Raw genomic sequence first — 19,892 nt, forward strand, 5'->3', positions numbered from 1 at the left:
CTCATCGCGACCATGATGGTCCCGACGCAGCTCGGCATCATCCCGCTGTACATGCTGATGGCCAAGATCGAGTGGACCGGCACCATGTACGCCGTCGTCGCGCCCGGCCTGGTCACCGCGTTCGGCGTGTTCTTCATGACCCAGTTCCTGCGCGAAGCGGTGCCGAGCGAGCTGATCGAGGCCGCGCGCGTCGACGGCTGCCACACGCTGCGCATCTTCTGGCACGTGGTGCTGCCCGCGTCCAAGCCCGCCGCGGCGGTGCTGGGCATGCTCACGTTCATGGGGGCCTGGAACGACTTCTTCTGGCCGCTGGTCGTGCTCACCCCCGAGGACCCGACCGTACAGACCGCGCTGTCCACCCTGGCCAGCGGCTACATCCAGGACTACTCGCTGTCGCTGACCGGCACGGCCATCGCGACGATCCCGCTGGTGGTCGTGTTCGCGCTGCTCGGCAAGTACATCATCGGCGGCATCATGCAGGGAGCGGTGAAGTCATGACGCTGGCCACCACCGAGGAGCAGCTGACCGGGGCCGCGCCGGTGCGCTTCCCGGCCGGGTTCCGCTGGGGCGCGGCGACCGCGTCCTACCAGATCGAGGGGGCGGCGGCCGACGACGGGCGCATGCCGTCCATCTGGGACACCTTCGCCCGTACCCCGGGCAAGGTCTTCGAGGGCCACTCCGGTGACGTCGCCTGCGAGCACTACTTCCGCTACCGCGACGACGTCGCGCTGATGAAGCGGCTCGGGCTGGGCACCTACCGGTTCTCGGTCGCCTGGCCGCGCATCAAACCCGACGGCTCCGGCCCGGTCAACCCGCGCGGCCTCGACTTCTACGACCGCCTCGTGGACGAGCTGCTGGCCAACGGCATCGACCCGATGGTCACGCTCTACCACTGGGATCTGCCGCAGGTCCTGGAAGACCGGGGCGGCTGGACCAACCGAGACACGGCGTACTACCTGGCCGACCTCGCCACCGCCACGATCGCGCGGCTCGGCGACCGGGTCGCGACCTGGACCACGCTCAACGAGCCGTGGTGCTCGTCGTTCCTGGGCTACGGCAGCGGCGTGCACGCGCCGGGCCGCCAGGACCCGCGGGCCGCGTTCGAGGCGGTGCACCACCTGATGCTCGGGCACGGCCTGGCGGCGCGGGCGCTGCGGGCCGGGGGAGCGCGGGAGGTGTCGCTGACGCTCAACCTCACCGACGTCCGGCCGCTCAGCCCCGCCGACCCGCACGACCAGGCCGCGGCCCGGCTCATCGACGGGCTGCAGAACCGGCTGTTCCTGGACCCGGCGCTGCGCGGGCAGTACCCGCAGGACATGCTCGCGCTGTTCGAGCGGTTCGGCGCGGCGGGGGTGATCCAGCCCGGCGACGAGGCGCTCATCGCCGCCCCGATCGACCTGCTGGGCGTGAACTACTACCAGCCGGCGCTGGTCCGGGCCCAGGTCGGCGCGCACAGCGGCGAGGCGCACCCGGGCAGCGAGGGCGTCGAGTTCGTGACCCAGAGCGCGCCGGTGACGGCGATGGACTGGCCGGTGGACCCGACCGGGCTGTCCGAGCTGCTGCTGCGGCTGGCGGCGGACTACCCGGGCGTGCCGCTGATGGTCACCGAGAACGGCGCGGCCTACACCGACGTGGTGGAGGGCGACCGGGTGGCCGACGAGGAGCGCATCGCGTACCTCGACGGGCACCTGCGGGCGGCGCACGCCGCCATCGAGGGCGGTGCCGACCTGCGCGGATACCTCGCCTGGTCGCTGCTGGACAACTACGAGTGGGGGTACGGCTACGGCAAGCGCTTCGGGCTGGTGCACGTCGACTACGCCACCCAGCGCCGCCTGCCCAAGGACAGCGCCCACTGGTACGCCGAGGTCATCGGCCGCAACGGCCTGACCTGACGGGGCCGGTTCGCGACACTCGGGGCGCGGTCACGGCGGGAGCCGGGCCGCGCCCCGGTGTGTAGCGGCATGAATTCTGCGAAGTCAAGAATCGTTTGGGCGATTTCGACCGTTATATTCGGCAGCCATGCCTCCCGGTCCGCACCGGGCGGTCCACCGTCGAATAGGGCCCGCGATGAGAATCAACCTGCCGACTCCCCGCACGCTCGTGCGCTTCCTGCTGTGCTTCGTCGCCGGCCTGCACGTGCTCAGCCTCGGCGGCAACTATCTCTACCACGGGCTGGGCCATCACAACGTGATCCCCGCGTTCGCCTGGTGGACCACGTTCTTCAACGTGGACAAGGAGAAGAACCTCCCGACCTGGTTCTCCGGCGCCCTGCTGCTGCTCGCCGCGTACGTGCTGTGGGAGATCGCGAACAACGTCAGCGCGCGCGGGGAGAAGTACGCCAAGCACTGGCGGATCCTGTCGGTCGTGTTCGCGTTCCTGTCCATGGACGAGATCACGCAGATGCACGAGATGAGCCGCAAGATGGGCCTGGTGAACCTGGGCAAGGCGTCCTACCTGTCCTGGATCGTGGTCGCCTCGCCGTTCGTGCTGGTCTTCTGCGTGTCGTACCTGAAGTTCCTGTTCCACCTGCCGGTGCGCACCCGCCTGCTGGTGTCGGGCGGCGGGGCGCTGTTCGTGCTCGGCGCGGTCGGCATGGAGATCGTCGGGGCGTTCGTCGGCCGGGACGTCAGCGGCAACGTCGCGCCCGGCGTCGGGTACATGGAATACCTGCTCGCGGCGTCCGTCGAGGAGCTGTGCGAGATGCTCGGCGTCATCACCTTCTTCTACGCCATGTCCTCCTACCTGTACGAGCGCCAGCAGCAGGACGCGCAGGCCGCACCCGGCGCGCCGGTGCAGCTGGCCGCCGCGCGGTCCCGCCGCCAGCCGGTCGCCGCCGGTGCCGGCCGGCGCGGGGACACCGCCGCGCGCTGAGCGGCCGTCTCGCCCGCCTCGTTTTTAATAGACATTGGCCTATCTCATCGAATCCGTGGGCGGATATTTCGATGAGATAGGCCAATGTCGATGACGGGGGGGGGTGGGCGGTGGGCGGTGCGGTGGGCGGTGCGGGGGGTGCGGGCGGGGTGATCGGGGATGTGATGGCGGGGCGGCCATTACCCTTGATCACGTGGAGGCCGATCGGTCGGACCTCGTGGACCGGACCGCGGAGCGCGAGCAGCTGTGCGCCGCCGCGCGGCGGGCCGCCGCCGGGCACGGCAACGCGGTGATCCTGGAAGGGTCGATCGGGCTGGGCAAGTCCACCCTGCTGGACCACCTCGCCGAGGACTGCGCGGCACTGGGCATGCGGGTGCTGCACGGTGCGGCCGCCGACGTCGAGCAGCGCCTGCCCTTCGCCGCCGTGTCCGCCGTCGCGCGGGCGCACCTGGGCCGCGACGACGACCTCGACCGCGTCACCGCCCTGCTGCGCGGCCGCGACGCGCTGGCCCGCAGCGTCACTGCGGTCCACCACGAACTCGCGGTCACCGAGGAGCTGCTGGCGCTGGCCGACCGCTGGCTCAGCCGTGGCCCGGTCGCCATCCTGCTCGACGACGCCCAGTGGGCCGACGCGTCCAGCATGGTGCTGCTGCATCGGCTCGCCCGCGACATCGCCCAGGTGCCGTTGCTGCTCGTCGTCGCCGCCCGCGCGATGGCCCCGGGCGAGGCGCTGACCGCCCTGCAGCGCGGCCTGCTCGCCCGGGGCGCGCTGGAGCTGCGACTGGAGCCGCTGCCCGAGCCCGCGGTCGTCGCGCTCGCCCGCGCACAGCTCGGTGCGCAGCCCGGTCAGCGCCTGCGCCGGCTGCTGCGCGCCCACGGCGGCAACCCGCTGCACGTCAAGACCTTGCTGCGGGCGTACCGCGCGGACGGGCTGATCCAGGTCGCCGACGGTGCGGCCGACCTCGCCGGCTCCGCCGACCCGCCCGCCGTGCCGCAGTCGCTGATCGAGCTGGCCCGCGGCCAGGCCGCCCAGATGCCGCGGGAGTACCGGGAGACCCTGCAGGCCGCCGCGGTGCTCGGGCAGACCGTGGACGTCGCCGAGCTGTCCACCGTGCTGGAGCAGCCGCTGATGGCGGTGTCCGAGGTGATCGCCGACGCCCTCGGCACGGGCCTGCTCGTCGACGACGGGCACGGCCTGCGCTTCCGCCAGGGGCTGACCCGCGAGCTGCTCGACCGCAGCGTGCCGCAGTCGGTGCGGACCGCCCTGCACCAGCGCGCGGGCCGGATGCTGACCGGCCGGGACGGCGCGCCCGAGCGGGTCGCCGCGCACCTGCTGGCCGGCGGCGCGCTCGGCGAGGACGGCCTGGGCTGGCTGGCCGCGCACGCCGACGCGCTGACCGTTCGCGCCCCCGACCTGGCGGTGCGGCTGCTGCGCCGGGCCACCGCGGACCCGGCCGAGGCGAGCCCGGTGCTGCGTACCCACCTGGTGCGGGCTCTGCTCTGGGACGGCGAGCCCGCGCAGGCCGAACGTCTCGCCCGCGAGGTGCTGTCCGCCGACGGCGACGCCGCCTGGGCGCCGGACCTGCGCTGGCTGCTGGTGCAGGCCTGCTACCGGCAGGGACGGGTGCAGGAGGCGATCGACGCCGCCGGGCCGGCGGTGGACTCGCCCTACACGTCGGTCGGGCAGGCCGCGCGCTTCCGCGGCATCGCCGCGACCTGCCTGTTCCTGCTGGACCGGTTCGACGAGGCGGTGGTGGTCGCCGACCGCGCCGTCGCGGACGGGGAGGCGGCCGGCGACGCCGAGGCGATCGGGATCGGCTACCTCGCCAAGGCCGTCGGGCTGGCCAAGGACGACATGGCCGCGTCGCTGGCGCTGACCGAGCTGGCCCTGGCCCACCTCGGCCACGGCATCCGGCCGGACCTGCAGGTCGACCCGTACGTGCTGAAGGGCCTCTGCCTGCTGGAACTGGACCGGCTCGCCGAGGCCGCCGAGGCCGCCGCGACCGCGGTGCGCCACAACCAGCGGACCGGCGGCGTGTTCCTGACGACCGCCCACGCGGTGCGCGCGCACACCCTCTTCCTGCAGGGGCACTGGGACGACGCGCTGGCCGAGGTGCGCAGCGGCCTGGACGGGCCGGACCCGCTCGGGCACGCGCCGCGGCTGCTGGCGATGGCGGACCTGATCGCCGTGCACCGCGGTGACGCCCCGGGCGCCGAGCTGCCCGCCGACGCCGGGGAGGCCGACGGCCGCTACCTGGTCCGCTGGGCGCAGGCGCTGGCTGCCGAGGCGCAGGGCGACCCGAAACACGCCGCCGGGCTGCTGCGGCCGATGTGGGAGCAGGCCGACGGGCTGGAGGGCCGGCGCATGATGTACCGGGTCTGCCCGGACCTGGCCCGGACCACCGCCGCCGCCGGCGGGTCCGGGGCGGTACGTGCGCTCGCCGACGACCTGCACACGATCGCCGCGGTGCAGCCCACGCCGAGCCTGGCCGGCTGCGCCGCGTACTGCCGCGGTCTCGCCGAGGGCGGCGTCGCGCCGATGCGTGCCGCCGCCGACGCGTTCCGGCAGGCGGGCTGGCCGCTGTACGAGGCGTACGCGCACGAGTCGGCCGCGCTGGCCCTCGCCGCCGCCGGTGACCAGGCGGGCGCCCGGGAGGCGCTGAAGCAGGCGCTGGACGGCTACGGCCGCCTGGAGGCCGGCTGGGACACGGCCCGAGCTCGTGCCCGGCTGCGCGACGCCGGGGTGCGCGACGGGGCGCGCGGCCGCCGCGGTCGGCCCAAACACGGCTGGGACGCGCTCACCGACACCGAGCGCACCGTGGCCGAGCTGGTCGCGACCGGCATGTCCAATCCGGACGTCGCCGCGCAGCTGTTCCTGTCCCGGCGCACCGTGCAGTCGCACGTGTCGAGCATCCTGGCCAAACTCGGCGTGACCTCGCGCGTCGAGCTGGCCGTCGCCGCGAGCCAGCGCCAGGGTCAGCCGTGACGGTTCACCTCACCCCGTGGGCAGACCCGCGGCCCGGCTCCGTCGGCCGGTGAAGCGCCTGTGCGGCCCGTCCCGGTCGCGGTGGGCGACCGGGACGGGCCGTCACATCCGGTACAGCTCGAAGGCCGCCGCGCGCCGCCCGCCGAAACGCGGCGCGGTGAGGTCGGCCATCCACTCCAGGAAACCGCGGGTGTCGGCCATCGGGTGCTCGCCGAGCGCGGCCAGGTACGCGTGGTGCGCGTCGAGGGACGCCACGGCCCGGTCCAGCGTGTCGGTGATGTCGACGGCGTGGGTGGCCTGCGGCGAGCCGCCGACGGCGACGTAGCGCACGCCGCCCCACGGGGCCAGCCCCTGCGCCACCAGCTCCGGGAAGATCCACCGGTTGCCCGCGTCGCCGACCGCGTCCAGGACCGCCCGGCCCACGTTGCGGTGGTCGGGGGAGTTCCAGCCGCCACCGGGCCAGGTGTCGTGGAAGTTCGCGGTGACCACCAGGTCGGGCGTGTGGCGGCGGATCGCCGCGGCCAGATCCCGGCGCAGGGCCAGGCCGTACTCGACGACGCCGTCGGCGTGGCCGAGGAACTCCAGCTCGGACACGCCGACCTCAGCGCACGCGGCGCGCTGCTCGGCCTCGCGCAGCGGCCCGCACTCCTCGGGCGGGAGGGTCTCGATGCCGGCCTCGCCGCGGGTGACCAGGGCGTATCGCACGTCCTTGCCGGCCGCGGTCCACCCGGCCACCGCGCCGGACACCCCGTACTCGAGGTCGTCGGGGTGGGCGGCGATGGCGAGCGCGCGGGTCCAGTCCGTCGGCAGCGGTTCCAGCTGATCCATGTCCCCGACCCTACGCGGGGCCGCCGCGCCAGCCCAGCGGGTCGACGCCGCCGGGGACGGTGTCCGAACCGTACGGCTGCCGGGTGAGCACGAAACTGCCCAGGTCCAGATGGGTCACCGCGCCCGCGGCGTCGCGCACCGCACGCAGTGTCTCGCCCGCGTAGTAACCCTCCAGCCCGAGCCAGCTCCCGTCGCCCTGGGCCTTCATCCGGGAACTGCGCCCCGCCCCGGCCAGCGGCCCGAACTCCAGGTCGCCGTCGGCGCGCAGCCGGATCAGCGCCGGGGCCGGTCCCCAGTACCAGGGTCCGGCCAGTTCCAGCAGCGCCGGGTCGTAGGTCTCCAGCGGGGTCCACGGGTCCGGGATGCGGGGCTCGTGCTCGGCGGTGATGCGCACCAGGTCGGCGGCCAGCGCTCCGATGGAGACCCCCGAGGTCGCATTCGTCAGCACGACGCCGCCCAGCCGGTCGGCGGGGCTGACCCACAGCGTGCACAGGAAGCCGGGCATCGAGCCGGTGTGCCCGGACAGCAGCCGGCCGCCGTCGTTCTTGAGCTGCATGCCCAGGCCGTAGGTCAGGTCCCAGACGGGGCCGTCGAGCGGCGACGCCGGGACGCGCATCTGCGCCAGGCTCGCCTCGGGCAGCACCGCCGGGTCGCCCGCGCCCAGGAACGCGGCGAAGCGGCACAGGTCCTCGATCGTGGACCACAGCTGCCCGGCCGGGGCCATCCGGCCGGTGTCGGTGGCGGGCTCGGGCAGCAGCACGTCGGCCCACGGGTGCACGGCCCAGCCGTCGGCGTGCGGGGCCCGCGGCAGCAGCGAGGTGCGGGTCATGCCCAGCGGGCCGAGGATCTCCTCGGCGAGCACCTGCTCCAGCGGCTTGCCGCGCAGCTGTTCGACGAGCGCGCCGAGCAGCGCGAAGCCCGGGTTCGAGTAGTGGAAGACCCGCCCGGCGGGGTGCTTGACCGGGCTGTCGTCGAGCAGGTCCGCCAGCTCGGGGCGTACGCCGCCGTCGGTGCGCTCCCACCACGGGGCCGGGGTCTCCGATGGCAGGCCGCCGGTGTGCGCGAGCAGCTGGGCGACGGTCAGCCCGGCGGCGGCCGCGGGCGCCGCGGGCAGGTGCCCGCCCAGCGGGTCGGCCAGGTCGAGGCGGCCCTCGTCGCGCAGGCGCATGACCAGCACCGCGACGAAGGTCTTGGTCAGCGAGCCGATGCGGTACTGCGTGTCGGCGGTCGGGGGCTGCCCGCCGACGAGGCCGCGGCCGTGGGTCCACACCGGTGCGCCGTCCCGGACGACGGCCCCGACCAGCGACGGCACCCGGCCCTCGGCCTGGGCGGTGGCGAGGCGGTGCAGCAGGGCGCGGCTGGTGGCCGGCAGCAGTTCCATGTCAGGCATCCGGTCATCGTGCCACCGTGGCGGGGTCCGCGGGGCACGGGTGGGCCGGCGGTCGGGGCCGCCGGCCCGGGACGGGTGATCCTCAACGGTGGTTGTCGTACCCGTGGTGGTTGTTGCCGTGGTGGTGGTAGTTCTTGTGGTGGTAGTTCTTCTTGTGGTGCTTCTTGTAGTGGTGGCTGTACTTGCAGACCCACTTCTTGTACGTGCGGTGGTGCCAGCGGTAGGTCTGCTTCCAGCAGCGCTTGCCGCCGTCCAGTGCGGACGTGGCCGGATCCTGCATGGACACCGAAACCGGTTCGGTGAGCGGCGCGGCCGACGCCCGCTGCGGTTGCGCCATGACGGTGAGCCCGGCGACCAGGAACAGCATCAGGCTGAACATGGTGGTGGTGATCCGCAGCCGGTGGCCGATGGCACGAGCGGTCTCCTGCATCGAACACCCTCCTCCCAACGATGGCTGATCAAGCGGAACAGGCCGATCAAACCTCCGCCGGTGAGACCTGGTCAACGCCGTGAACTGGGCAAACGCCTTGCCGGGCGGCAGGTCAGGGGTGCTTTCACCGGGAGTTCATTTAGCCTGCCTACCGACCGGCAGGTAGAACGCCCATCGGGGGCGGTAACCGGGCGGCGCACCGGGTTGCCTGACCGGGCGGCAGGGAAGGATGAACATCAGATGAACCCATGCGACCTAGCGCATGTTTCTCATACCGTGGGAGGGAAATCTTACCTACCGGCCGGTCAGGGCCGGCCGCGAGGCTGTCAGCAGGGGAGATTCGTGCCCGTTCGCGCCGGATGGGCGCGGTGACCGTGGACATATGCGTGCCGGGGCCTGTCGCGCCATAGGCTCTGACACGTGAATGCCCTCGTGGTGGCGGTCGTGCTGACCGTGATCGTCGTCGCGGTGTCCGCGCTGTCGCGCCGGTACAACCTGCTCAACCCGATCGTGCTGGTGGTGGTCGGGCTCGCCCTCGCCCTGATCCCCGGGTTCCCGGTCGTCGTGCTGGAGCCCGAGGTCGTGCTGATCGGCGTCCTGCCGCCGCTGCTGTACGTCGCCGCGCTGGAGACCTCCGTGCCGGCGTTCCGGCACAACCTGCGCTCGATCCTGCTGCTCGCCGTCGGCCTGGTCATCTTCACCGCGGTCGCCGTCGGCCTGCTCGTGCACGCGCTGCTGCCCCAGGTGCCGCTCGCCGCCTGCCTGGCGCTCGGCGCGGTCGTCGCGCCGCCGGACGCCGTCGCGGCCACCGCCATCGCCAGGCGCATCGGCCTGCCCCGCCGGCTGGTGACCATCCTCGAGGGCGAGAGCCTGCTCAACGACGCCACCGCGCTGGTGTTCTTCCGGGTCACGGTCGCGGTCGCGATCGGCACCGCGGTCGGCCCGATGGCCGTGGCCCAGCAGGTGATGCTGGCGGCCGGCGGCGGCGTGCTGGTCGGCGCGCTGGGCGCGCTCACCGCCGCGTTCCTGCACCGGCGCACCCGCGACCCGCTGATCGACAACTCGATCTCGCTGCTCACCCCGTTCGCGGTGACCGTGGTCGCGGAGGTCGTGCACGCCTCGGCCGTGGTCGCGGTCGTCGTGGCCGGCCTCTACCTGGGCCACCGCATGCCGACGCTGATGTCGGCGGCGTCGCGCCTGCAGATGGGCGCGTTCTGGCGCATGGTCACCTTCATGCTGGAAGGCCTGGTGTTCCTGCTCGTCGGCCTGCAACTGCGAGAGGTCCTGGCCGACCTGAACACCCCCTTCGCCGAGGTGGCGGGGCTGACCCTGGCAGTGCTCGCGACCGTGATCATCGCGCGGTTCGCCTGGATGTACCCGGTCGCGTACCTGGTCCGGTTGCTGCCCATGGTGCGCCGCCACGGCACCGGCATCGACTTCACCGGGGCGACCGTGATCTCCTGGGCCGGCATGCGCGGCGTGGTCACCCTGGCCACCGCCCTGGCGCTGCCGGCCATGCTCGCGGGCGGCATGCCGTACCCGCGGGCGCTGTTCGTCTGGCTGGCCTTCGCGGTCATCGTCGGCACCCTGGTGCTGCAGGGCATGACCCTGCCGATGGTGGCCCGGATGCTGAAGGTCCAGGCCGACGATCCGACCCGCGACATCCTCGCCGAGGCGCAGGCGCAGCAGCAGGCCAGCAAGGCCGCCCGCGAGCGGCTGGAGAGCCTCGCCGACACCGCCTCGCCGGACGTCGTGGACAAGCTGCGCGCCCTGACCGAGCGCCGCTCCAACGCGGTGTGGGAGCGGCTGGGCGCCGACCGGGAAACGCCATCCGCCGTCTACGTGCGGCTGCGCCGGGAGATGCTGGAGGCCGAGCGGGCCGTGTTCCGCGCGGCCCGCGACGCGGGCCGGATTCCGGAGGACGTGCTCGTACGGGCGCAACGTGACATGGACCTGGAAGAGTCGATGCTGGAACGGATGGACTGACGGTATGAACGAGGAGCGGGCATGAGTTGTGAGGATCTGAAGACCGCCGACGACCCGGCGGCCCGTGCCGACGGCTGCGAGGAGTGCCTGCGCGACGGCACCACCTGGGTGCACCTGCGCCGCTGCCTGACCTGCGGGCACATCGGCTGCTGCGACTCGTCTCCGCACAAGCACGCCACCGCGCACTTCCACGAGGCCGGGCACCCGGTCATCCAGTCCTTCGAGCCCGGCGAGGACTGGCGCTGGTGCTACCTGCACGAGGTCGTGGGCTGAGCCCCGTGCCCGGTCGGGGCCGGTGACCGGGGCGGCGGATACGCTTTCGCGGTGAGCGGGAGCGAGGCATGGGTTCGGGACATGTCTGTGACGAGCGGAGCGAGGAGCAGGCATGAGCGAGCCACGCGAGCGAATCATGGGTTCGGGACATGTCTGTGACGAGCGGAGCGAGGAACAGGCATGAGCGCGACTTTGGTGGCCCGGGGGCTGTCGGCCGGGCACGGCGAGCGGGTCCTGTTCAGCGACCTCGACCTGGTCGTCGCGCCCGGTGAGGTGGTCGGGCTGGTCGGCGTCAACGGGGCCGGCAAGTCCACGCTGCTGCGCCTGCTCGCCGGCCTGGCCGTGCCCGAGCAGGGCGGCGTCACCCTCAACCCGCCGACCGCCAACGTCGGGCTGCTGCCGCAGGAGCCGGAGCGGCGTCCCGCCGAGACGGTGCGCGACTTCCTGGCCCGCCGCACCGGCGTCGCGCGGGCCCAGCAGGAGATGGACGACGCGGCGGCGGCGCTGGCCGAGGGCGCGGACGGGGCCGACGACCGCTACGGCGAGGCCCTGGAGCGCTGGCTCGAACTCGGCGGCGCCGACCTGCCCGAGCGGGCCGAGGCGGTCGCCGCGGAACTGGGCCTCGACGTCGACCTCGACCACCCGATGACGGCGCTGTCCGGCGGCCAGGCCGCCCGCGCGGGCATGGCGTCGCTGCTGCTCAGCCGGTACGACATCTTCCTGCTGGACGAGCCGACCAACGACCTCGACCTGGCCGGCCTGGACCGGCTGGAGCGCTTCCTCGGCGAGCTGCGCGCGGGCACCGTGCTGGTCAGCCACGACCGCGAGTTCCTGACCCGCACCGTCACCCGGGTCGTCGAACTCGACCTCGCCCAGCAGCAGGTGCGCCAGTACGGCGGCGGCTACCAGGCCTACCTGGCCGAGCGGGAGGTCGCCCGCAGGCATGCCCGCGAGGCCTACGAGGAGTACGCCGACAAGAAGGACGACCTGCTGGCCCGGGCCCGCATGCAGCGCGCCTGGATGGAGAAGGGCGTCAAGAACGCCCGCCGCAAGTCGCCCGACAACGACAAGATGGGCAAGGCGTTCCGCACCGAGTCGACGGAGAAGCAGGCCGCCAAGGCCCGGCAGACCGAGCGCCTGATCGAGCGGCTCGACGAGGTGGAGGAGCCGCGCAAGGAGTGGGAGCTGCGCATGCAGATCGCCGCCGCCCCGCGCGCCGGAGCGGTCGTGGCCACCCTCAACAACGCGGTCGTACGCCAGGGCGACTTCACGCTCGGGCCCGTCGACCTGCGCATCGACTGGGCCGACCGGGTCGCCGTGACCGGCCCCAACGGCTCCGGCAAGTCGACGCTGCTGCGCGCCATGCTCGGCCGGGCCGTGCTCGCCGCGGGCACCGCCTCGCTCGGGCCCGGCGTCGTCGTCGGTGAGATCGACCAGGCCAGGGGCCGTTTCCTCGGCCACCAGCCGCTGGTGGACGCGTTCCAGTCGGCGGTGCCCGCACTGGCCCCGGGCGACGTGCGCACCCTGCTGGCCAAGTTCGGGCTGCGCGCGGCGCACGTGCTGCGTCCCGCCGCGACGCTGTCGCCGGGTGAGCGGACCCGGGCCGCGCTGGCGCTGCTGCAGGCGTCGGGAGTGAACCTGCTGGTGCTCGACGAGCCCACCAACCACCTGGACCTGCCCGCGATCGAGCAGCTGGAGCAGGCGCTGGACTCGTACACCGGCACGCTGCTGCTGGTCACCCACGACCGGCAGATGCTGCAGGCCGTGCAGACCAACCGCATGCTCACCGTCGAGTCAGGACGGGTCACCGCGAGCTGACGACGCGCCGCGACGGGTTGCCGAAAAGGTTTTCGGCCTGCATCGTGGTGTGCTGGAGCCAGACAGCGGACTCGATCCGCGTCAATGCGTGGCGTCGACACCGGGCGGTCGTGCCACGTGCCTCGCACCCGTCGGCGCGGTTCGCGCGCCCACACCCCCGGAGTCCTCCATGCTGCAAACCAGACATCGCCGTGCCCTGAGCGCGGCGCTCGCCGCGACCGTGGCGTCAGCCGTGGCCGCCTGGACCCTCGTCGCCACCACCGCCGCACAGGCGGCGGTGACCGGCTGCCAGGTCACCTACACCGTGCCCTCGCAGTGGAGCGGCGGCTTCACCGGCAACGTCGTGATCAAGAACCTCGGCGACCCGCTCACCGCCTGGACCCTGCGCTGGACGTTCCCGGCCGCGGGCCAGGCCGTCACCCAGGGCTGGAGCGCCACCTACACGCAGAGCGGCAGCCAGGTCACCGCCGTCAACATGGGCTACAACGGCAGCCTGGCCACGAACGCGAGCACCACGATCGGCTTCAACGGCGCGTGGACCACCGCGAATCCGATCCCGACCGCGTTCACGCTGAACAACGTCGCCTGCACCGGCACGCCGTCCACCGCCTCGCCGGTGCCGCCCTCGGCCTCGGCGTCCCCGCGGCCGTCGGCCTCGCCCTCGGCGTCACCGTCGGCGTCACCCCGGCCGTCGACGTCCCCGTCGAGCCCGCCCACCAGCGGCTGGAACCCGCCGAGCAACCTGGTCACGCCGCTCAACGAGGTCTGGTCGCACTACCAGTCCACCTATCCGCAGCTGCTCACGTTCCGCAACTACGGCTGGGACCAGGTCATGGCCGGTGGTGGGCGGATCAACTACTGCGTGCGCTGGGACTCCAGCGCCCGGGTCAGCGCGGCGCTGCGCGACCAGATCCACGCGGCGCTCAAGCGCCAGTTCAAGAAGTGGATGGATGTCATGGCCGGGCACAACGGCTGGCCGTACGCCGAGGTGCCGGTGAACGTGGTCGGCTGGGCCGTGCGCGACCGGGCCACCCTGGAGTGGACCGACAACTCGGTCGACATCTACGTCAACGACATCCGGGAGAACGCGCCGCAGTGCTCCGAGCCGTGCGGGCGCTTCTTCCACCAGGACGGCAACTACAGCGGCTGCCCCGGCGGCGCGTCGCACCACTACGACATGTCGCTGTGGCTGACCTCCGGCTTCGGCGGCGGCGCGGGCGGCGACTGGGGCCAGCGTATGGGCAGCGAGTACTTCACCGGCGCGCTGAACTCCGAGAACATCCACATCTTCCTGCATGAAGTCGGGCACACCTTCGGCCTGGACGACTTCTACGACTGGACGCCGACCGGCCAGTGCTGCTTCATCATGAAGGCGGGCAGCGCCACCAGCATCACCGAGTTCGACAAGTGGATGCTGCGCGACTTCTGGCGGCATCTGAAGAACCGCTGGGGCTACTGACCCGGCGCCGTGCGGACGCCCGTTTCAAGGGCGTCCGCACGGGATGAGCTGTGCTCAGTGGCCGCGGGCCAGCCACTCGTCCAGGTGCGGGGCCTCCGCGCCGATGGTGGTGGTGTCGCCGTGGCCGGTGTACACGACTGTGTCCGCGGGCAGGGCGAGCAGCCGGTCGCGGATCGAGCCGATGATGGTGCCGAAGTCGCTGTAGGACCGGCCGGTCGCGCCCGGCCCGCCCTGGAACAGGGTGTCCCCGGAGAACAGCGCCGACAGCGACGGCGCGTACAGGCACACCGCGCCCGGCGCGTGCCCCGGCGTGTGGTGCACCCACAGCTCGACCCCGGCCACGGACAGGCAGTCGCCGTCGGTCAGGTCCCGGTCGGGCACCACGCCCGGGTGGGTCATGTCCCACAGCACCCGGTCGTCGGGGTGCAGCATGATCGGTGCGCCGCTCAGCCGGGCCAGCTCCGGGGCGGCGTCGATGTGGTCGTTGTGCGCGTGGGTGCAGACGATCGCGACGACGCGCCGCTCACCGGCCGCCGCCATGATCGCGGCCGCGTCGTGCGCCGCGTCGACGACCAGCACGTCGCTGTCGTTGCCGATGAGCCAGACGTTGTTGTCGACCTCCCACGTGCCGCCGTCCAGGCTGAACGTGCCGGAGGTGACCACCCGCTCGATACGCGCCGATCCCGTCACAGCATCACCACCGAGCGCAGCACCTCGCCGCGGCCCATCTTGGCGAACGCCTCCTCGACGTCGTCGAGCCCGATCTTCTCGGACACGAACGCCGCCAGGTCGAGCCGCCCCTGCAGGTACAGCCCGAGCAGGGTGGGGAAGTCGCGGGAGGGCAGGCAGTCGCCGTACCAGGAGGACTTGAGCGCACCGCCGCGGCCGAACACGTCCAGCAGCGGCAGCTCCAGCGTCATCTCCGGGGTGGGCACGCCGACCAGCACCACCGTGCCGGCCAGGTCCCGGGCGTAGAAGGCCTGCCGGTAGGTCTCCGGGCGGCCGACCGCGTCGACGACCACGTCCGCGCCGAAGCCGCCGGTCAGCTCCCGGATCGACTCGACCACGTCGGCCTGCGCGCCGTTGACGGTGTGCGTCGCGCCGAGCTGCCGCGCCCAGGCGAGTTTGCGCTCGTCGAGGTCGACGCCGATGATCGTGGTCGCGCCGGCCAGCCGCGCCCCGGCGATGGCCGCGTTGCCGACGCCGCCGCAGCCGATCACCGCGACGGTGTCGCCGCGGGTCACCGCGCCGGTGTTCAGCACCGCGCCCAGGCCGGCCATCACGCCGCAGCCCAGCAGCCCGGCGACCTCCGGCGGGGCGGCCGGGTCCACCTTGGTGCACTGCCCGGCGGCGACCAGCGTCTTCTCGATGAACGCGCCGATGCCCAGCGCGGGCGACAGCGGGGTGCCGTCGGCCAGCGTCATCTTCTGCTTGGCGTTGTGCGTGGCGAAGCAGTACCACGGCTTGCCCTTGCGGCAGGCCCGGCACTGGCCGCACACGGCGCGCCAGTTCAGGACGACGTAGTCGCCCGGGGCCACCTCGGTCACGCCCGCGCCGACGGCCTCCACCACGCCGGCGGCCTCGTGTCCGAGCAGGAACGGGAAGTCGTCGTTGATGCCGCCCTCCCGGTAGTGCAGGTCGGTGTGGCAGACCCCGCAGGCCTGCACCTTCACCAGCGCCTCCCCGGGACCGGGGTCGGGCACCAGCACCGTTTCGATGCTGACCGGCGCGTTCTTCGAGCGGGCGACGACTCCGCGGACCTCGTGCACCACCGTGGCCTCCTTGCGCACGTTGGACAGACGCAAGGATGTTACCCGTGCACCGCCCGCTCGCCAGGACATCGTGCCCGGCCTGGGTGGCCGAAAACCCGTTGCAGCCCGGTGGGGCCGGTCCTAGGTTCGCGCCCATGGACTATGCGATCAGGGCCGAGACCGCGGCCGACCACGTCGCGGTGCGCGCGGTGCACGCCCTCGCCTTCGGTGACGGCGATCGGGTCCCCGCGCTGGTCGACGCGCTGCGGGCCGCTCCTGCCGCGCTGCCGGTGGTCTCGCTGGTGGCGACGCACGGGGACGAGGCCGTCGGGCACGTGATGCTCAGCGCCTGCCGGTTGGACGCCGCGGCGCGGCTGGTCGACGTGTACAGCCTGTCGCCGCTCGGCATACACCCTGGTCATCAGCGTCGTGGCCTGGGCGGGCGGCTGGTCGCCGCAGCGCTGGCGGCCGCCGACGCCGCGGGCGTGCCGCTGGTGTTCCTGGAGGGCGACCCGCGCTACTACGCGCGGCACGGCTTCGTCCGGGCGAGTGGCCTGGACCTGCGCTCCCCGTCGCTGCGCATCCCCGACCCGGGGTTCCAGGCGCACCCGCTCACCGCGTACGAGCCGTGGATGACCGGCACGTTCGTCTACTCGGAGCCCTTCTGGGCGCACGACTGCGTGGGTTTGCGCGGCTGAGCGCCGCGGCTGTTCACCGCGGGTTGCCGAAGCCGGCGTCGTAGGCGGGCCCGTCCGCCTGGTTCGACGTCCCGCGCTCGGCGGCCCGTCTCCCGGTCCGCCGGGAGCGCGCGGTCTGCGCTGCCGCCTGCTGCTCCGCCTCCCGCCGCAGGGCCGCCTCCATGATCGCCTGCTCGACGACCGGGTCCCGGGGGTTCGTGCGCCGCTGCGCGGTGGTGTGAAAGAGCGCGTAAACCGCGAGTGCCAGGACGGCACCGCACGGCGCGACCAGCAGAATCCCCGTGTCACTCATGGCGCGCAGCCTAGGCGGCGGCTGCCACCCGGCCCGGTGTCTGTGATCATGGCGCGCAATCCGGGTCGACGGTGCCGGGCTCGATGTCCACGCGCAGCCTGGCATGCCATATCCATTGACTTAGTTTGATGTCACGACTAACCTTCGAGTGCGGAAAGCGCTTTCCGTATCCGCTCACCCACACCGCGGACCGGCTCGCCCAGGCCGCCCGCGGTGCCAACCCTCGGAGGTCGATCCGATGTCACAACCCACTCCACGGACGTCGCCCCGCCGCTCATGGCGCCTGCGAACGGCACTCGTCGCGGCGCTGACCCTGGCCCTCGCGGCGGTCGGCGCGGTCGTCGCGGCGCCCGCCCAGGCGGTCACCATCGACACCGGCGCCTGGTACGTCATCGTGTCCCGGCACAGCGGCAAGGCCGTCGACCTGTACAACTTCAGCACCGCCGACGGCGCCCCGATCGTCCAGTGGGCCCGCAACGACGGCTACCAGCAGCAGTGGCAGTTCGTCGACGCCGGCAGCGGCTACTACAAGCTGCGCTCGCGGCAGAGCGGCAAGTTCCTCGAACTGCCCAACGCCAACGACGGCACCGGCCTGGTGCAGAACCCGGACAACGGCACCACCCGCCAGCACTTCGCGGTCCGCGACACCGACAGCGGCTACGTGAAGTTCCTCAACCGGCACAGCGGCAAGGCCCTCGACGTGTGGGAGTGGTCCACCGCCGATGGCGGCATCATCAGCCAGTTCGCCGACCTCAACGGCTGGAACCAGCACTGGCAGCTCATCGCGGTCGGCTCCGGCGGCGGCGGAGGTGGCGGCGGTGGCGGCTCGCAGACCGGGCTCGTCGGCTGGGCGACCCAGGGCGGCGGCACCACCGGCGGCGGCAGCGCCGCGGCCACCACGGTCACCAGCTCGTCGGCCCTGTCCAGCGCCGTCTCCGGCAGCACCGCGCGGGTCGTGCGCATCTCCGGCACGATCTCCTGCTCCGGCATGATCACCGTCGGGTCCAACAAGACCATCCTCGGCAACTCCGGCGCGACGATCGCGGGCTGCGGCCTGAACGTCTCCAACGCCAGCAACGTGATCATCCGCAACATCTCGTTCCGGGACTGGAACGACGACGCGGTCAACGTCCAGTACTCGACCCGGGTCTGGATCGACCACAACAGCTTCACCAACGGGTACGACGGCGCGGTCGACGTCAAGCGCGCCTCCGACTACGTCACCGTCTCCTGGAACCGGGTGTACGGGCACGACAAGTCCATGCTGCTCGGCCACAGCGACGACAACGCCAGCGAGGACCGCGGCCACCTGCGGGTGACCTACCACCACAACTGGTTCGACGGTTCGGGCACCCGCCACCCGCGGGTCCGCTTCGGCAACCCGGTGCACGTGTACAACAACTACTACCGGGGCAACGAGTACGGCGTCGCGTCGACCATGGGCGCGGGCGTGCTCGTCGAGGGCAACTACTTCGAGAGCGTCGACGAGCCCACGCTGGTCGGGTACGCCGACTCCGCCGACGGCGCGATCGTGCAGCGCAACAACTACTTCACCGGCTCCGGCAGCCCGGAGAGCGGCGGGGGCAGCGTGTCGGGCATCCCGTACTCGTACACCCTGGACAGCGCCAGTGGCGTCAAGGCCGGTGTGAGCGCGGGCGCGGGCGCGGGCCGGATCACGGTCTGACACCCGTCCGGGCGGGCCGGCCCTACACCGGCCCGCCCGGATCACGGTCACCGGGGACCGGGCGGCGTCCCTAGGATGGCCGGATGGTCTACGAGGTAAGGCAGCTTCAGGAGCAGGACGGGCCCGCCGCCTGGCGGCTGGGCAGCGTCGTGTTCGGATACCACGCGTCCCCGGCGCCGGAGGACTTCAGCCTCGTGCCGGGCCGGGTGACCTGGGGCGTGCTCGACGGAGACCGGCTCATCGCCAAGGCCGTCGACCGCGAGCAGGGCCAGTGGTTCGGCGGCCGGATCGTGCCCACGTCCGGCGTGGCGGGCGTCGCGGTCGCCCCCGAGGCGCGCCGCGGGGGAGTGGGCCGCCAGGTGCTCACCCGGCTGCTGGCCGGGGCCCGCGAGCGGGGCGCGGCGCTCAGCGCGCTGTTCCCGTCGACGCCGCACCCGTACCGCAGGCTGGGCTGGGAGGAGGTCGGCGCGCTGACCTACCTCAGCGTGCCGACGTCGGCGCTGGCGGCGATCCGGCCGGGTCCCGGGGTCACGCTGCGCCCGGCGGCCATCGAGGACGTGCCCGCCGTCCAGGCCCTCTACCGTGACTGGGCCAGGTCCGGCACCGGCATGATGGAGCGCTCCGGCCTGCTGTACGACACCACGCCGGAGAAGTTCCTGGCCGCCTACGACGGCGTCACCGTCGCCGTGGGCGCGACGGGCGCCGTCGAGGGTTACGCGAGCTGGGTACGCGGTCCACACACTGATCCGGTGGCCCGGGTGACCGCGCACGACCTGGTCGCCACCACCCCGGAGGCGCAGTCCGCGCTGCTGGCCATGTTCGGCGGCTGGGCCAGTGTCGCGCCGACGACCGTGCTGCGGCTCGGCCAGGGCGACCCGGCCCTGCTGGAGATCCCGACGACGCTGGTCACCGTGGACAGCCGCCAGCCGTGGATGCTGCGCCTGGTCGACGCGCCCGCCGCGATCGCGGCCCGCGGCTGGCCGGGTCACCTGACCGGCGCGGTCGACCTGGAGCTCGCCGACCCCGAGTGCAGGTGGAACGCCGGCCCGTGGCGGCTGGTGCTCGACGGCGGCATCGGGCGGCTGGAACCCGGCGGCTCCGGCGGTGTCCGGTTCACCCCGCGCGGCCTGGCCGCCTGGTACGCGGGCGCGGCCACGCCGTCGGCGCTGCGCCGGGCCGGCCTGCTGAGCGGCGACGCCGTCGCCGACCCGCTGCTGTCCGCGGCGACCGCCGGGCCGGTCCCCGTCCTGCACGACTTCTTCTGATCCGCCTCTTCTGATCCGTGCGGCGGCCGGTCGGTCCATGGTGGACCGCCGGCCGCCGTTCGGCCTGATTGTGAAGGAAAATTTCGCAAACATCTGGCATGGCGCAAGGTATCGACATAGACGCGGATGACGATATATGGTGCCGTCACGCCGCCTGGCCA

Annotated in this window: 17 protein-coding genes; 11 read left to right on the forward strand and 6 right to left on the reverse strand. The window is 72.9% G+C overall.

Annotation, left to right across the window (positions count from 1 at the left end; genetic code table 11):
• The 4 genes from Cco03nite_RS35070 to Cco03nite_RS35085 form a co-directional block, all read left to right on the forward strand.
• A partial coding sequence (locus Cco03nite_RS35070) for a carbohydrate ABC transporter permease (protein ID WP_203698235.1) occupies positions 1 to 498 on the forward strand: 498 nt, incomplete at its 5' end.
• Entirely contained in the window at positions 495 to 1,892 is a 1,398-nt protein-coding gene (locus tag Cco03nite_RS35075) for a GH1 family beta-glucosidase (protein WP_203698236.1), read from the forward strand. The genes Cco03nite_RS35070 and Cco03nite_RS35075, both read left to right, overlap by 4 nt.
• 175 nt (positions 1,893 to 2,067) lie before the next feature.
• Positions 2,068 to 2,871, forward strand: coding sequence for a DUF8692 domain-containing protein (locus Cco03nite_RS35080; RefSeq protein WP_203698237.1), 804 nt, complete (start codon positions 2,068 to 2,070; stop codon positions 2,869 to 2,871).
• A gap of 193 nt (positions 2,872 to 3,064) precedes the next feature.
• On the forward strand, positions 3,065 to 5,857 hold the full coding sequence (locus tag Cco03nite_RS35085) for an ATP-binding protein (RefSeq protein ID WP_203698238.1): 2,793 nt from the start codon (positions 3,065 to 3,067) through the stop codon (positions 5,855 to 5,857).
• 102 nt (positions 5,858 to 5,959) lie between these two features.
• Here the strand turns inward: Cco03nite_RS35085 and Cco03nite_RS35090 are convergent, their stop codons facing one another.
• The 3 genes from Cco03nite_RS35090 to Cco03nite_RS35100 form a co-directional block, all read right to left on the reverse strand.
• Positions 5,960 to 6,685, reverse strand: a complete 726-nt coding sequence (locus Cco03nite_RS35090; RefSeq protein ID WP_203698239.1) for a PIG-L deacetylase family protein — start codon at positions 6,683 to 6,685, stop codon at positions 5,960 to 5,962.
• A 10-nt stretch (positions 6,686 to 6,695) separates the two neighbouring features.
• On the reverse strand, positions 6,696 to 8,075 hold the full coding sequence (locus tag Cco03nite_RS35095) for a serine hydrolase domain-containing protein (protein WP_203698240.1): 1,380 nt from the start codon (positions 8,073 to 8,075) through the stop codon (positions 6,696 to 6,698).
• Positions 8,076 to 8,157: 82 nt separating this feature from the next.
• Positions 8,158 to 8,505, reverse strand: coding sequence for a hypothetical protein (locus tag Cco03nite_RS35100; protein ID WP_203698241.1), 348 nt, complete (start codon positions 8,503 to 8,505; stop codon positions 8,158 to 8,160).
• A gap of 420 nt (positions 8,506 to 8,925) precedes the next feature.
• Here Cco03nite_RS35100 and Cco03nite_RS35105 point away from each other — a divergent pair, with 420 nt between their 5' ends.
• The 4 genes from Cco03nite_RS35105 to Cco03nite_RS35120 all read left to right on the forward strand — a co-directional run bounded on the left by Cco03nite_RS35105 (position 8,926) and on the right by Cco03nite_RS35120 (position 14,041).
• Positions 8,926 to 10,491 carry a Na+/H+ antiporter gene (locus Cco03nite_RS35105; RefSeq protein WP_203698242.1) on the forward strand — a complete coding sequence of 522 codons (1,566 nt, stop codon included), beginning with the start codon at positions 8,926 to 8,928 and terminating at the stop codon, positions 10,489 to 10,491.
• A 21-nt stretch (positions 10,492 to 10,512) separates the two neighbouring features.
• Positions 10,513 to 10,764 carry a UBP-type zinc finger domain-containing protein gene (locus Cco03nite_RS35110; protein WP_203698244.1) on the forward strand — a complete coding sequence of 84 codons (252 nt, stop codon included), beginning with the start codon at positions 10,513 to 10,515 and terminating at the stop codon, positions 10,762 to 10,764.
• Between the two features lie 180 nt (positions 10,765 to 10,944).
• Complete coding sequence (locus tag Cco03nite_RS35115; RefSeq protein WP_203698246.1) at positions 10,945 to 12,582, forward strand: ABC-F family ATP-binding cassette domain-containing protein; 1,638 nt, start codon at positions 10,945 to 10,947, stop codon at positions 12,580 to 12,582.
• A 169-nt stretch (positions 12,583 to 12,751) separates the two neighbouring features.
• Positions 12,752 to 14,041 (forward strand): cellulose-binding domain-containing protein, encoded by a 1,290-nt coding sequence (locus Cco03nite_RS35120; protein ID WP_203698248.1) that lies wholly within the window; start codon positions 12,752 to 12,754, stop codon positions 14,039 to 14,041.
• A 54-nt stretch (positions 14,042 to 14,095) separates the two neighbouring features.
• On the opposite strand, the gene Cco03nite_RS35125 is transcribed toward Cco03nite_RS35120, so the two are convergent.
• Together Cco03nite_RS35125 and Cco03nite_RS35130 are read right to left on the reverse strand one after the other, a co-directional pair.
• Entirely contained in the window at positions 14,096 to 14,731 is a 636-nt protein-coding gene (locus tag Cco03nite_RS35125; RefSeq protein ID WP_203698250.1) for an MBL fold metallo-hydrolase, read from the reverse strand.
• Positions 14,728 to 15,813: an S-(hydroxymethyl)mycothiol dehydrogenase gene (locus tag Cco03nite_RS35130; RefSeq protein ID WP_203698282.1), complete on the reverse strand. Its 1,086-nt coding sequence runs from the start codon at positions 15,811 to 15,813 to the stop codon at positions 14,728 to 14,730. The genes Cco03nite_RS35125 and Cco03nite_RS35130 overlap by 4 nt, the downstream gene beginning before the upstream one ends.
• A 134-nt stretch (positions 15,814 to 15,947) precedes the next feature.
• On the opposite strand from Cco03nite_RS35130, the gene Cco03nite_RS35135 reads away from it, so the two are divergent.
• Positions 15,948 to 16,490, forward strand: coding sequence for a GNAT family N-acetyltransferase (locus Cco03nite_RS35135; protein WP_203698252.1), 543 nt, complete (start codon positions 15,948 to 15,950; stop codon positions 16,488 to 16,490).
• Positions 16,491 to 16,503: 13 nt separating this feature from the next.
• On the opposite strand, the gene Cco03nite_RS35140 is transcribed toward Cco03nite_RS35135, so the two are convergent.
• The gene (locus Cco03nite_RS35140; protein WP_203698255.1) at positions 16,504 to 16,782 is read right to left on the reverse strand and encodes a hypothetical protein; all 279 of its coding nucleotides are present in this window, start codon (positions 16,780 to 16,782) and stop codon (positions 16,504 to 16,506) included.
• Between the two features lie 238 nt (positions 16,783 to 17,020).
• On the opposite strand from Cco03nite_RS35140, the gene Cco03nite_RS35145 reads away from it, so the two are divergent.
• Positions 17,021 to 18,466, forward strand: coding sequence for a pectate lyase family protein (locus Cco03nite_RS35145; protein WP_203698257.1), 1,446 nt, complete (start codon positions 17,021 to 17,023; stop codon positions 18,464 to 18,466).
• Positions 18,467 to 18,549: 83 nt separating this feature from the next.
• Positions 18,550 to 19,731 carry a GNAT family N-acetyltransferase gene (locus tag Cco03nite_RS35150; protein ID WP_203698259.1) on the forward strand — a complete coding sequence of 394 codons (1,182 nt, stop codon included), beginning with the start codon at positions 18,550 to 18,552 and terminating at the stop codon, positions 19,729 to 19,731.
• The last annotated feature ends 161 nt before the right edge of the window (positions 19,732 to 19,892 follow it).

Source organism: Catellatospora coxensis (assembly GCF_016862635.1).
GTDB classification, from domain to species: Bacteria; Actinomycetota; Actinomycetes; order Mycobacteriales; family Micromonosporaceae; genus Catellatospora; species Catellatospora coxensis.